The organism is Streptomyces sp. NPDC025793, assembly GCF_055558375.1.
The window spans coordinates 37731-51036 of the sequence record NZ_JBVHMR010000013.1 but is presented as its reverse complement, the minus strand read 5'-3'; the positions used below and the strand labels follow the sequence as shown (position 1 = coordinate 51036).

The window sequence follows — 13306 nt, the reverse complement described above, 5'->3', positions numbered from 1 at the left end:
GTCAGTGGACGCAGAACTCGTTGCCCTCCGGGTCCCTCATCACGACGGAGAAGGACCCCGAACCCTCCGCGTCCTGCACGCGCAGCCGGGCGGCGCCCGCGCTCTCCAGGCGCAGCGCCTCGGCGAGCACGCGCTCCTTCCGCGTGGCGAACGGGACGCTCCGCCCGCCGCTCACTCCCAGATCGAGGTGCAGCCGGTTCTTGCCGGCCTTCGGCTCGGGCACCTGCTGGAACCAGATCCGTGGCCCGACGCCCCGCGGATCGATCACGGAGTCGGCGCAGTCGCCCGTGCCCAGCTCCTCCTCCGGCACGCCCTGGTCCAGCCAGTACGCACGCCAGGTGGCGAACGGCGCTGGCGGCGGCTCGACTTCGTACCCCAGCGCGACCGCCCAGAACACGGCGAGCCGCTCCGGCTCGGCGCAGTCGACGGTCAGCTGGAGTGTGGGATGGGTGACCATGGCCCTATGGTAAAAGACCGTCAGAACACCCACCGCGTGTGCGTGTAGACCCCGTTGTCCCGGCCGAAGCCGTACGCCGTGTCCGGGGCGACCGCGAACACCACCGCGTCACCTGCGCGGAACGCGTCCCCGATCCCGTGGAAGGTGCCCTCCGGCGAGGTGATGTGCGACCCGTACTTCGCCTCGTACGCCGCGATCACCCCCTCCAGCACCGCGGGATCGGTCACCCGCTCCGCCGTGCCCTCGACCACGAGGTCGAGCCCCTCGGTGAGCGAGTTTCCGCCGGTGGTCAGCGCGCACTGGGCATGATGGGCGAGGTTCCTCGCCTTCTGTTCTCCCGGGCCGGTGGCGAAGTACAGCACCCCGTCGTGCCAGGCGGCGATCACGGGGGTCACGTGCAGCCGGCCGTCGCGGCGCACCGTGGACACCCAGAAGATCTCGGCGGCTTCCAGGTGCCGCTGGGCCTCGGCCCATTCGGTGGCGGTGGCGTTCTCGGCACCGGGCCGGGGCTGGAGGGCGGAACTGTAGCGGGCGTCGAGCGAAGCCGTTGGCTGTGGCCGCGCGGGGTCTTGTGTCGGCATGACGGATCTCCTTTCTCTCCTCCCTCATAACGACCGCCGGGCAGCGCGGAAATCATCGCCGCGCGCATGGCCGGGCGGAGCCCGCGTGCCTGGGCGGCCGTACGGCATGTCCGTACCGGAATCAGCGTCTGTCCGGGGCGGCCAGCCGGTGCAGTCGCAGGGCGAGTTGGATCTCCAGGGCGCGGGCCGGGGTCTGCCAGTCCGCGCCGAGGAGCCGGCTCACGCGTTCCAGGCGCTGGGCGACCGTGTTGACGTGGACGTGGAGGGCGTCCTTGGTGCGGGCCGGGCTCATGCCGCAGGAGAAGTACGCGTCCACGGTGCGCAGCAGATCGGTGCCCCGCCGCTCGTCGTACGCCACGACGGGGCCCACGGTGCGCTCGACGAATCCGGCGACGTCCCGTTCGCCCGCGAGGAGCAGGCCGAGGAAGCCGAAGTCCTCGGCCGCCGCACCGTCCCCGGCCCGGCCCAGCAGGCGCAGCGCGTCCAGGCAGCGGCGGCCCTCGGCGTAGGCGCCGGCCACGGTCTCGGGCCGGGCGGCGAGACCCGAGACGGGGGCGGAGGCGCCGACCGTGACGGGTTGGCGGACGGTCCTGCCCAGGTGGCGGGCGGTGCGGCGGGCCACCTCCGTGGCGCTGTCGCCGGCGCCGAGCGGCAACAGCAGGACGGTGCCGCCGTCGCGTGCGGCGGCCAGGCCCTGCCGGGTGGCGGCGAGATGGGAGGCTGCCGCCCACAGGCGGCGGCGGGCCGCGGCCTCCTCGTCGGCGTCGGCGGCCGGGGCGTCGAGGCGGGCGGCGAGGACGACATGGGTCGCGTCCAGATCGGCATGGAGCCGGGCGGCGCGCTCGCGCAGCAGGCGCGGGTCCCGGTCGCGGGCGTCCAGCAGGTCGTCCAACAGCTCGCCCCGCACCCGCTGTTCGGCCTCGGCGGCGGAGCGCCGGGCGAGCAGGAGCAGCGAGGTGACCATCGCCGCCCGCTCCAGCGTGCGCTGGTCGACGGGGTCGAGGCCGGGGTGTCCGCGCAGGACCAGCGCGCCGAGGACTTCGTCGCCCGCGGCCACCGGTGCGATCCAGTCACGGCCGTGCCGTACGGCATGTCCCTCGGCCCGCGCGGCCTCCAGCGCCTCGGCCGGTGCCGCGCCGGCCTCGGTGAACTCCACGGTGCCGTCGAGGACTTCGGAGACGGCGGCGGCCACGTCGCGCACCCCGCCGCCGCGCAGGACGAGTTCGGCGAGCCGGTCGTGGACGTCCGAGGCGCGTTCGATGACCGCGCTGCGGTCCCGGATGATCTCGTTGGCGCTCTCCAGGCCTGCCAGCGCCGCGCGGGTCTCGGTGAGCAGGTTGGCGGTGTCGATGGCGGCGGCGGCGAGCGCGGCGAAGGAGCCCAGCAGGGCGATCTGCTCGCGTTCGAAGACACGGGCCCGGCGGTCGGCGGCGAAGAGGACGCCGATCACGTGCGGGCCGAGCACCAGGGGGACGCCGAGGATGGCGACCAGGCCCTCGTCATGGACGCCGGCGTCGATGGTGCGGGTGTGCCGGAAGCGGGCGTCCTCGAAGTAGTCGTCGGTGACGTACGGCCGTGTGGTCTGCGCGACCAGTCCGCCGAGCCCCTCCCCCAGGCCGAGCCGGAGCTGCTGGAAGCGGGCCGAGACGGAACCCTCGGTCACGCGCATGTACGTGTCGCCGTGGGCCGGGTCGTTCAGGGTGAGGTAGGCGACGTCCGTGCCGAGCAGGGAGCGGGCGCGCTGCACGATCGCCTGGAGGACGGCGTCCAGATCGCGCAGGCCCGCGAGGTCGTGGGCGGTCTCGAAGAGCGCGGACAGCTCCGCCTCGCGGCGCCGGCGGCCCTCCAGCTCGGCCCGGACGCGCAGGGCGAGCGCCCTGGCCTGCTCCAGCTCGGCGATCCGCGCTGCCGGCCGGCCCTCGGCGCGGGCGAGCAGCACCGGCTGCTCGTACGCCTCCACCGAGGCGTCGCGGGCCAGCAGCTCCAGGTAGGGGACCTCGGGGCTGTGGCGTGGTGCCGGCTGGAGGTGATCGCGAGACATGGTCACAGGATTGCGCATCATCGGCCCGGCCCGCCGAGCCTGTGGACAACTCTCCTCGGGGCGCTCCCGGCCCTCACCTCAGTGGGCCGACCATCCGCCGTCGAGCACCAGCGAAGTGCCGGTGACGAAGGACGCCTGGGGGCCGCACAGATAGGCCACGGCCTCGGCGACCTCCTCCGGTTCGATGAGCCGCCGGACGGCGCTGTCCTTCAGCAGGATCTCGGACAGCACACGCTCCTCGGGGATGCCGTGCGCCCGCGCCTGGTCCGCGATCTGCTTCTCGACCAGGGGGGTGCGCACATAGGCGGGGTTCACGCAGTTCGAGGTGACCCCGTGGGGCGCGCCTTCCAGCGCGGCCGTCTTGGACAGGCCCTCCAGTCCGTGTTTGGCGGCCACATAGGCCGACTTGAAGGCGGAGGCACGCAGACCGTGGACGGAGGACACGTTGACGATCCGGCCCCAGCCCTGCGCGTACATGTGCGGCAGCGCGCCGCGGATGAGCCGGAAGGGCGCCTCCAGCATCACGGTGAGCACCGTGTGGAAGACATCGGGCGGGAACTCCTCGATGGGGCGCACCAGTTGCAGGCCCGCGTTGTTGACCAGCACATCGGTACCGGCGGCGGCCCGTTCGGCGGCGTCGAGGTCGGTGAGGTCCAGGGCGTGCGGTACGACGGTCCCGGGCAGGCCGGGGGCCCGCTCCGCCTCCGCCGCCAGCTCGGCCAGGCCCGCCGCGTCGCGGTCGACGGCCCGCACCTCGGCCCCGGCGGCGGCGAGCCGCAGCACGCAGGCGCGGCCGATGCCGCCGGCGGCGCCGGTGACGAGTGCGGTGCGGCCGCCGAGGTCCGGCGAGAGCCGCTGGGAGCGCGGGCCGGACGGGAGGCTGGGGGCGGTCATGTGTCGACCCTAAGCGGCACCCACCCGTCATCACATGTGGTGCCCACCCACACTTCAGTCAAAAGTCGTAGGGGCAAACCATGTGGGTTCCTCGCACATGGCCTGCTTGATCCGGAGGAGACCGAACTCGTTGAGGTCGGGCAGCGCGTCCGGGGCGAACCAGCCCACCTCCAGCGACTCGTCGTCGTTGACGCGGGCCTCGCCGCCCACGGCGCGGCAGCGGATGGTGACGTCCATGTACTGGCAGGTGTCGCCATTGGGATAGGTCACCGGCTCCAGGGCCTGCACCAGGACGATCCGCTCGGCGACACAGTGCACCGCGGTCTCCTCGAAGACCTCCCGCACGGCGCAGGCCGCGGGCTGCTCACCCGGGTCCGGGATGCCGCCGATCACCGACCACTTGCGGGTGTCGGTCCGCCGGCCCAGCAGGACCCTGCCCTCGTCGTCGAAGACGATCGCGGTGACCCCGGGAAGCCAGAGCAGCTGCTGGCCGGCCGAGGCCCTGAGCGTGCGGATGAAGTCAGGAGTAGCCATGGCCTCGACCCTAACCGGACCGGCGTGCCCTCTCCTGCCGGTTCAGGATCCGTACGCCGGTCGTGCGGTCACGCGCCGCCGGTGCGCCGGGCGCGCAGCCCGGATCCGATCGCCCAGCCGACGCCGCCCGCGGCGACCAGCACGAGGGCGATCTCCGGGAGGATGCCCAGCTCGGTCGCGGGGGTCTCGGAGGTGCGCAGCGGCACCTTCTGCACGAGGTAGGCGGGCACGAACATGCCGGTCCTCTGCGTGATCCGCCCGTCCGGCATGATGATCGAGCTGACCCCGCTGGTCACCGGCACGGTGACGGTGCGGCTGTGCTCGACGGCGCGGATCCGGGACATGGCGAGCTGCTGGTAGGTCATCTCGCTGCGGTCGAAGGTGGCGTTGTTGCTGGGTACGGAGATCATCTCCGCGCCGTGCGTGACGGTGTCCCGCACGGCCCAGTCGAAGGCGGCCTCGTAGCAGGTGGCCAGGCCGACCTTGGCCCCGTCCATGTCGAACACGCCCGGCTTGCTGCCCCGGCTGAAGCCCTGGCGGACCATGCTGGTCCAGTGCTCGTTGATCGCGCCGACGATCCCGCGCAGCGGGAGGTACTCGCCGAACGGCTGGATCTGCCGCTTGTCGTAGGTCTGCGTCGGTCCCTTGGCCGGGTCCCACAGGACCTGCTCGTTGAACAGCTTGCCGTCACGCTCCACGGCCGCGCCGACCGAGACGGGCACGCCGACCGCCTTGGCGGCCTCGTCGATGACGGCGGCCGCGTCGGGGTTGACGAAGGGATCGATGTCGGAGGAGTTCTCCGGCCACAGCACGTAGTCGGGCCTCGCGACCTTGCCCGCCTTGATGTCGGCGGCGAGCCTGAGCGTCTCGCGCACGTGGTAGTCGAGCACGGCCCGGCGCTGGGCGCTGAACTCCAGCCCGAAGCGCGGCACGTTGCCCTGGATGACCGCGACGGTCCGGGTGCCCTCCTCGGCCTTGTCGCTCACGAGCGCCCGGGCGGCGACCGCGCCCGCCACCGGGACGGCCACGCTCAGCAGCGCGGCGGCCGCGGCCCCGCGCCGTACGGCCGCGCTCCGGCGCTTCTCGGCGAGCAGCCGCCCGGCCTCGTACAGCCCGAAGCCGCACAGCACGACCCCGAAGCCCAGCACGGGCGTGCCGCCCACCGCGGCCAGCGGCAGGAAGACGCCGTCGGCCTGGCCGAAGGCGATCTTGCCCCAGGGGAAGCCGTTGAACGGTACGCGCGCGCGTACCGCCTCGCCCGCGATCCATACGGCCGCGGCCCACACCGGCCAGGCGGGCAGCCCGGAGACGGCGGCGACCCCGACGCCGACCAGGGCGACGAAGACCGCCTCGATGGCGACCAGGGCCAGCCAGGGACCGGGGCCGACCTCCACACCGGTCCACACGAGCAGCGGCAGCAGGAAGCCCAGCCCGAAGAGGTAGCCGAGGCCGAGGGCCGCCTTCCAGCTCCGGCCGCGCAGCACCCAGCCGAAGCCGGCGAAGGCGGGCAGCGCCAGCCACCACAGGGGGCGGGGCGGGAAGCTGACGTAGAGCAGCACTCCGCAGAGCGCGGAGGCGAGGGCCGGGACCAGGCGCAGCAGCCGGGCGCCGCGCGTGCCGGAGGCGGACGGCTGGAGCTGGTCCGGCTGGTCCACGGAGGTTGCGGTGACGGTCACCCGGGTGAGTGTACGGCGGCCGAGCTGACCGCGAACAGCACGGTTCGGGGGCCGGCACCGGCGGCAGCCCGGGGCGGTCTCCGCTGGTCACCGTCGTGTGGCGGACCGTCGGCCCCCGGGACCGCACCGTGCCGCCGCTCGCCGGCCCTGCCTCGGGCCTCCCCCTTCTCACCACGCTCCTCATCACGACGATCCGCCGCATCTCGTGCCCAAAGCGGTCATCAGCCGCTACGGTGTGCCCAGCCTCGGCAGTGCGACCGGACCCGGCGCCGTGACCTGTCGTGGGCCCGGCATGGGTGTGCGGGGGACGAGGGGCGGCGGGTGGGCTCGACGGAGATGAGGCCTGCGGCCGGTACGGCTGCGGCGAACGCGGTGAGCGCCGTGAACGTCAGGGGAAACGTTTCTGACGGCGCGGGCATGATCCTGCTCGGGGCCTGCGCCGGGTGGGCGCTGATCACCGCGGCCGCCCACGACGGACGGCCCGAGGGTGTGCTGCTCGCGGTGCTGGCCGTGACCGCCGGTCATGCCGCCGGCCGGGTCTCCGGAGCACTGCTCCCGGTCGCCGCGCCCGGTGTCGGCGCGCTGGCCGCTCTGGCGCTGGCCGTGGCGCAGCCCGATCTCTCCCCCGGCGTCTGGTACGCCACTCCGCTCGGCCACGCCGGCGGCACGGCCGCCCTGCTGGCACTGGCCACGGGAGCCGCGTGCTGTGCCGCCTGGGCCGCGCCGGGACCGGCACTGCGGCTGGGGCTGTGGGCGCTGGCCGCCGCAGCCGTACTGACCGCGGCCGTCCTCGGCTCGGCGGCCGGTTGCGCGGCGAGCACCGCCGTCCTGCTGTGCGCGCTGGCCGCTGGTTCGGTGACCCGCCGGGGTCTGTCCCTGCTGGGGCTGGCCGCGGCGGCTGCCCTGGTCGCGGGCACGACGTGGGCGCTTGCCGCCGGTGTGCTGCCCGACGGCCTCGCGGACGTGCTCGAAGGGCGGCTCACCGGGCACCGGGTGGAACTGTGGCAGGACGCGCTGCGGATGGCGGACCGGCACGGGGGCCTCGGGGTCGGCCCGGACCGGTTCGGCGAACTGAGCCCGGCGGCGACGCGGACGGTGCCCTCCGACGGCAAGCCGCACTCGGCCCCGTTGCAGGTGGCCTCGGAGCAGGGCCTGGTCGGGGTGGTGCTGATCGGGGCCGCGTTCTGCTGGGTGCTGCACGCGCTGTGGCGTACGCCTCGCTCGACGCCGGTCGCCCTCACCACGGGCGCCGCCCTGACGGCGCTGGCCGCGCTCGCCTCGCTGGGCAACGCGCTGAGCTTCACGTCGGTGACGGCGGGCGCCGGACTGCTGGCCGGGTGGGCGACGGCACGGCCCTGGGCGCGCCAGGGCGCGGAACCGCGGCTCTGAGCGACGGGGCCGCCCCGGTGCGAGGCGTCAGGCCGCCGGGCCTGGTTGGCCGGCCCGCAGCCGGGCCCGGATGACCCGTACCGCCGACTCCGCGTTGTCCACCGTGATCGTGAAGGTGTGCCCGTCCCACAGGCGCAGCACGACACCCTCACCCCGGCGTACGACGACCGCGGTGCCCTTCTCGGGGCGCCACCGGTAGCCCCAGCCGCCCCAGTGCCGGGGCGTGACCAGGGCGGTGAAGTCGGCGCCGGCCACGTGGGAGAGCGGGATGCGGCGGCGCGGGAGCCCTATGTGGCCGCAGCGCACCTCGACGCACTCCCTGTCGAGCCTGAGGTCGACGTGCACGAAGGCGAGCGTGCCGAACAGGACCAGCAGCCCGGCCGCGATGCAGCCCACGACGGACATCGCCAGCGGGGCGACGCCGGAGGTCCAGGCCGAGTCCACGGCCAGCTCGATGCCGAGCGCCATGCACGCCGCACCGACCAGGGCCAGCAGCCACTGCACGCGGTTGGTGGCCCGCCCGGTCCAGACGTCGGGGTGCGCGGGGTCCTCGGCCTGGGGGTGGTCCCTCATGTTTATGAGGTTACTCAGGTTTCGCCGCGCGGGTACCGGCGTGCGGAGGACGACCGGCCCGGGCGGGACGGGCTCGCTCGCGGTGCGCCGTCGCCGCCGGTCAGCGGACCGGGCTGACGGCCCGCAGGAAGCGGCCTTCCGCGTACGTGAGAGCGGTGTCGGGGAGCGTGGCCTCGCGGCCGCTGAGCAGCACCGTGAGGGTGGTGTCGGCGACGGCGTCGGCGGCCGGCTCGGCGCCGATCCGGCGCAGGGCCTGGGCGGCCACCGCACCGGCGGAACCGTGCAGGACGAGCGGCTGGGCGTCCGGACGCTGGACGGCCGCGCGGATCCGCTCGCCGACCAGCTCGTAGTTGGTGCAGCCGAGGACGACGGTGCTGACGTCCTTCGGGGTGCGGGCGGCGGCCGAGGCGATCGCGGCCTCCACCGCGGCCTCGTCGGCGTGGTGCACGGCGTCCGCGAGGCCGGGGCAGGCCACCTCGGTGACGGTGACGCCCGCGGCGAACTGCTCGATCAGACCACGCTGGTAGGCACTGCCGGTGGTGGCGGGGGTGGCCCAGATGGCGACGTGGCCGCCGCCCGCGGCGGCCGGCTTGATCGCCGGGACGGTTCCGATGATCGGCAGATCCGGTTCGAAACGCGCCCGCATCTGCGGCAGGGAGTGCACGGACGCGGTGTTGCAGGCGACGATCAGGACGTCGGGATCGTGGGCGGCGGCCGCCTCGGCCACGGCGATGGCCCGCTGCGTGATGTCCTCCGGGGTCCGCGGTCCCCAGGGCATCCCGTCCGGGTCCCAGGAGAGCACGAGATCCGCGTCGGGGCGCAGCCGCCGTACCGCTGCGGCGGCGGGGAGCAGGCCGATTCCGGAGTCCATGAGCGCGATCTTCACCCGGCCACGATAGACGATCCGCCCTTGCGGACCGCCCGGGTGGGGCAGACTGCGGCCGTGAGCACCCTGCTGTGGATCACCGTCGTCTCACTGGCCGCCTGGTGCTGGCTGCTGCTCTGCCAGGGCTTCTTCTGGCGCACGGACATCCGGCTGCCGCCACGCCGGGAACCGGACGCATGGCCGTCCGTGTGCGTCGTCGTACCGGCCCGCGACGAGGCCGCCGTGCTGCCCGCGAGCCTGCCGTCGCTGCTGGCGCAGGAGTATCCGGGGCGGGCGGAGGTCTTCCTGGTGGACGACGGGAGTACGGACGGCACGGGCGAACTGGCCCGGGAGCTGTCCCGGCGGCACGGCGGCCTGCCGCTGACGGTGGACTCTCCGGGGGAGCCGCCGGCGGGCTGGACGGGCAAGCTGTGGGCGGTGCGGTACGGCATCGGCCTGGCACGCGCACGTGATCCCGAGTACCTGCTGCTGACGGACGCGGACATCGCGCACGCGCCGGACAGCCTGCGCGAGTTGGTCGCGGCCGCGGGGGCCGGTGGCTTCGACGTCGTGTCGCAGATGGCGCGGCTGCGGGTGGAGAGCGTGTGGGAGCGGCTGGTGGTGCCGGCGTTCGTGTACTTCTTCGCGCAGCTGTATCCCTTCCGGTGGATCGGCCGCCGGGGATCGCGCACGGCCGCGGCGGCGGGCGGCTGTGTCCTGCTGCGCGCGGACATGGCGGAGCGGGCGCGCATCCCGGACGCCATCCGGCACGCCGTGATCGACGACGTGGCGCTCGCGCGCGCGGTGAAGGGCGCCGGCGGCCACGTCTGGCTGGGGCTGGCCGAGCGGGTGGACAGCGTGCGGCCCTATCCGCGGCTGCACGACCTGTGGCGGATGGTCTCGCGCAGCGCCTACGCCCAGTTGCGGCACAACCCGCTGCTGCTCCTCGGTACGGTCGCCGGGCTCGCCCTGGTCTACCTGGTGCCGCCCGCCGCACTGATCGCGGGCGCGGCCGGCGGGAGCGTGACGACGGCCCTGTTCGGCGCGCTGGCGTGGGCGGTGATGGCGGGCACGTACGTGCCGATGCTGCGCTACTACGGCCAGCCGCTGTGGCTCGCTCCGCTGCTGCCGTTCACCGCGCTGCTGTACCTGCTGATGACGGTGGACTCGGCCGTGCAGCACCACCGGGGGCGCGGGGCCGCCTGGAAGGGCCGTACGTACGCGCGTCCCGATGCCGTGCCCGACGAGGGCTGAGCCCGGTCACTTGCGGCCGGGCGTCCAGTTCATGCCCCAGCCGTAGGCGCGGTCCACGGTCCGCTGCGGGCTCACTCCGCGCTCCGGCACGAGATAGCGGGCCTCGCGCTGTACGAGGAGGTCGCCGCCGGTGTTCGTGATCAGGGCGAGCGCGCACACCGTCGAGGGGACGGTGCACTCGTCGAGCGAGAAGTCGATGGGTGCGCCGTGCTGCGGCCGGAGGGTGACGGTGGCGTGCAGGTCGGCGAAGGAGCTGGCGCCTTCGTAGATGGTGACGAAGACGAGGATGCGGCGGAAGTCCCGCAGGTGGTCGAGATTGACGGTGAGGTTCTCCCCGGCGGCCACGGCTCCGGTGCGGTCGTCGCCGTCGAGATGGATGTACGGCGGCCGGTGCAGCGATCCGAAGGCGTTGCCGAGGGCCTGGACGACTCCCTTGCGGCCGTCGGCGAGTTCGTACAGGGCGCACAGGTCGAGGTCGAGGTCCCCGCTGCCGCCGCCTCCCCAGCGGCCGCCCCAGCCCGAAAACTGTTTGCGCACCTGCCAGTTGAGGTTCACGCGCAGGGCACCGGACGTTCCGCCCTGCTTGGCGAGCGAGACGGAGGGGGCGGCCTTGGTGAGCGTGACCTTGGACAGGCGGACCGGCGCGGGGGGCGGTGCGGCGACCGGGAGTGCCACGGGGGACGCCGGCGGCGGGGGCGGTACGGGGGGCGTCGCGGGTGCCGGCGGCGTCAGCACCGTGGGCGGTGCGGCGCGCTGCGGTTCGTCCACGGTGATCCCGAAGTCCGTCGCCAGGCCTTCGAGACCGCTGCTGTAGCCCTGGGCGACGGCACGGAACTTCCAGCCGCCCTGGCGGCGGTAGAACTCACCGAGCACGAAGGCCGTCTCCGAGGTCGCACCGGGGCTGTCGAAGCGGACGACGACGGAGCCGGTCGCTCCGTCGGTCACCTCGATGTAGAGGCCGGGGACCTGTGCGAACGTGCCGCCGTCGGCGGATGCGGCGAGGACGATCCGCTCGATCGCTCCCTCCACGCGCGCGAGGTCGACAAAAAGAGTGTCGGTGACCTGTCCGCCGGCCGTCCGCTTGCCCTCGTGGCGTACGGCGCCGGAGGGGTGCGCGGGCTGGTTGTAGAAGACGAAGTCCCCGTCGGAGCGGACCCGTCCGGCGGCCAGCAGCAGCGCCGAGGCGTCCGCGCCGGGCACGCCGGGACCGGAGCGCCAGCCCAATTCGACGCGCAGGGCCGTGGTCGGCACCGGCGCGTTCGACCCTTTCGGCATTGACATGTCCCGCCCCAATCCGTGTCGACTCCCGGGCACCCCCGGCCGTCCGGTCATCCCTACCCGCACAACCTATTCCCGGGGCGGGCGAACTCCCCTGAACAGCACCGGAAGATCGCCGGTCGACCGCCGGTAACCCCGCGGAAAGTCTCCCTTTACATGATTCAAACGCGGGTCGGCGCCCCATTTTGCCAAGTTCGCTCGGATTGGGGATCCCAGGTCACTGCCGACACGGAAAAGAACCCTCTTATCGGTCTCCCCAACGAGCACATCGTGGGCTTAACTTATGTGCCATGACCTCCCCCCGCTCCACTTATGGTGGCGGCTACTACTCCGCCTCCTTCCCGGACACCCCGATCTACGACTCCCTCGTCGCCGAGCGGGGCACCCCGCAGATCGCCCCGATCCGGGTCCCCGCCGCCTACGACATGGGCGGCAACCTGCCCGCCCTGCCGTCGGCACTGCCCGCCCTCCCGGCGGCCCCCTCACCGCAGCCCCCCGCCTACGGCTACCCGCAGACGCCGCAGCCCGCGCCGCTCCAGCAGGCGCCCACGGCGTACATCCCACAGCAGGCGAGCGCCCCGCGCGGCTACCCCGGTCCGCAGGCCCCGCAGCCGCAGCGCCCGATGGCGGGCGGCACGGGGTACGAGGCCATGCGTCCCGCGCCGCGGCCCGCACCGGCTCCCTACCAGGACCCGTACAACAACCAGCAGTATCGCGGCTACTGACCGGCGCCTCCTCGCTGTCGGTGCCGCCTGGCACGATGGCGTCATGGAACACGCCGAAGTGCAGTCGATCCACGTCCATCCGGTCAAGGCGTTCCGGGGATTCGCGCCCCGGGAAGCTGTGGTGGAGCCCTGGGGCCTGGCCGGAGACCGGCGCTGGACACTGATCGACGACGGGGGAAAGGTCGTCACCCAGCGCGAGCAGCCGCGCCTCGCGCTGGCCGCCGCCGAGCTGCTGCCCGGCGGCGGCGTTCTGCTGTCCGCGCCCGGCCGGGCGCCGTTGCGGGTGACCGTGCCCGAGCCGGGCGAGACCGTGCCGATCAGCATCTTCGGCACGAAGGTGGAGGCGGTCCCGGCCGCGCCGCCCGCGCATGCCTGGTGCAGCGCCCTTCTGGAGGCGGACGTCCGCCTGGTGCACATGGACGATCCGGCCACCCGTCGGCCGGTCGATCCCGCGTACGCCCTGCCCGGCGAGACGGTCAGCTTCGCCGACGGCTATCCCCTGCTGGTCACCTCCGCGGCCTCCCTCGACGCCCTCAACTCCCTGATAGCGGAGGGCACTCACGGCCACGAGGGTCCGCTGCCGATGAACCGCTTCCGGCCCAACCTCGTCGTCGCGGGCACCGAGGCCTGGGCCGAGGACCACTGGTCCCGCATCCGCGTCGGCGACGTGGTCCTGCGCGTCGCGAAGCCGAGCGGACGGTGCGTCGTCACCACCACCGACCAGGACACCGCCGTACGCGGCCGGGAGCCCCTGCTCACCCTGGCCCGCCACCGCAGGGCCGGCTCGATGCTGGTCTTCGGGCAGAACCTGGTGCCCGTCACGCCCGGCACCATCAGGGTCGGGGACCCGGTGCGGGTGCTGGAGTGACACGCGACAACGGCCGGATGCGGACGGGAACCGAAAGGGGGGCACGGTCGTTGACAGTGCATGAGAATCGCCTGAGAAGTCGCGCTCGGGACCGTCCGCGGCGGACGTGACGTCGCTCTCTCTTGCTCCGGGGCACGGACGCACGCCCGCCCCGGGGGCTATGACGGAGCG

13 protein-coding genes are annotated in these 13306 nt (G+C 73.8%); 4 read left to right on the top strand and 9 right to left on the bottom strand.

The genetic code is table 11. The features are described from left to right. Nucleotide 1: 1 nt before the first annotated feature. From ACZ4MF_RS24250 to lnt, 6 genes are all read right to left on the bottom strand, one after another. Nucleotides 2-457, bottom strand: a complete 456-nt coding sequence (locus ACZ4MF_RS24250; RefSeq protein WP_467494016.1) for a VOC family protein — start codon at nt 455-457, stop codon at nt 2-4. Nucleotides 458-477: 20 nt separating this feature from the next. Beyond that, the gene (locus ACZ4MF_RS24245) at nt 478-1038 is read right to left on the bottom strand and encodes a pyridoxamine 5'-phosphate oxidase family protein (protein WP_467494015.1); all 561 of its coding nucleotides are present in this window, start codon (nt 1036-1038) and stop codon (nt 478-480) included. Nucleotides 1039-1159: 121 nt separating this feature from the next. After that, a complete protein-coding gene (locus ACZ4MF_RS24240) occupies nt 1160-3079 on the bottom strand; it encodes a helix-turn-helix domain-containing protein (protein WP_467494014.1) in 1920 nt (639 codons plus the stop codon). A 78-nt stretch (nt 3080-3157) separates the two neighbouring features. Next, complete coding sequence (locus tag ACZ4MF_RS24235; RefSeq protein ID WP_467494013.1) at nt 3158-3973, bottom strand: 3-hydroxybutyrate dehydrogenase; 816 nt, start codon at nt 3971-3973, stop codon at nt 3158-3160. A gap of 54 nt (nt 3974-4027) precedes the next feature. After that, the gene (locus tag ACZ4MF_RS24230) at nt 4028-4507 is read right to left on the bottom strand and encodes an NUDIX hydrolase (RefSeq protein WP_467494012.1); all 480 of its coding nucleotides are present in this window, start codon (nt 4505-4507) and stop codon (nt 4028-4030) included. A gap of 68 nt (nt 4508-4575) precedes the next feature. Continuing rightward, the gene (lnt, locus tag ACZ4MF_RS24225) at nt 4576-6183 is read right to left on the bottom strand and encodes an apolipoprotein N-acyltransferase (RefSeq protein WP_467494011.1); all 1608 of its coding nucleotides are present in this window, start codon (nt 6181-6183) and stop codon (nt 4576-4578) included. 417 nt (nt 6184-6600) lie between these two features. Between lnt and ACZ4MF_RS24220 the strand changes: the two genes are divergently transcribed. Further along, nucleotides 6601-7572: an O-antigen ligase family protein gene (locus ACZ4MF_RS24220; protein ID WP_467494010.1), complete on the top strand. Its 972-nt coding sequence runs from the start codon at nt 6601-6603 to the stop codon at nt 7570-7572. Between the two features lie 27 nt (nt 7573-7599). On the opposite strand, the gene ACZ4MF_RS24215 is transcribed toward ACZ4MF_RS24220, so the two are convergent. Together ACZ4MF_RS24215 and ACZ4MF_RS24210 are read right to left on the bottom strand one after the other, a co-directional pair. Continuing rightward, nucleotides 7600-8145: a hypothetical protein gene (locus tag ACZ4MF_RS24215; protein ID WP_467494009.1), complete on the bottom strand. Its 546-nt coding sequence runs from the start codon at nt 8143-8145 to the stop codon at nt 7600-7602. Nucleotides 8146-8245: 100 nt separating this feature from the next. Further along, nucleotides 8246-9031 (bottom strand): glutamate racemase, encoded by a 786-nt coding sequence (locus tag ACZ4MF_RS24210; protein ID WP_467494008.1) that lies wholly within the window; start codon nt 9029-9031, stop codon nt 8246-8248. A 57-nt stretch (nt 9032-9088) separates the two neighbouring features. Between ACZ4MF_RS24210 and ACZ4MF_RS24205 the strand changes: the two genes are divergently transcribed. Then, nucleotides 9089-10264 (top strand): glycosyltransferase, encoded by a 1176-nt coding sequence (locus tag ACZ4MF_RS24205; RefSeq protein ID WP_467494007.1) that lies wholly within the window; start codon nt 9089-9091, stop codon nt 10262-10264. A gap of 6 nt (nt 10265-10270) precedes the next feature. Here the strand turns inward: ACZ4MF_RS24205 and ACZ4MF_RS24200 are convergent, their stop codons facing one another. Beyond that, nucleotides 10271-11545, bottom strand: a complete 1275-nt coding sequence (locus ACZ4MF_RS24200) for a TerD family protein (protein ID WP_467494006.1) — start codon at nt 11543-11545, stop codon at nt 10271-10273. Nucleotides 11546-11832: 287 nt separating this feature from the next. Between ACZ4MF_RS24200 and ACZ4MF_RS24195 the strand changes: the two genes are divergently transcribed. Both ACZ4MF_RS24195 and ACZ4MF_RS24190 read left to right on the top strand, forming a co-directional pair. After that, nucleotides 11833-12267: a DUF6643 family protein gene (locus ACZ4MF_RS24195; RefSeq protein ID WP_467494005.1), complete on the top strand. Its 435-nt coding sequence runs from the start codon at nt 11833-11835 to the stop codon at nt 12265-12267. A gap of 43 nt (nt 12268-12310) precedes the next feature. Beyond that, nucleotides 12311-13135, top strand: coding sequence for an MOSC domain-containing protein (locus ACZ4MF_RS24190; RefSeq protein ID WP_467494004.1), 825 nt, complete (start codon nt 12311-12313; stop codon nt 13133-13135). The last annotated feature ends 171 nt before the right edge of the window (nt 13136-13306 follow it).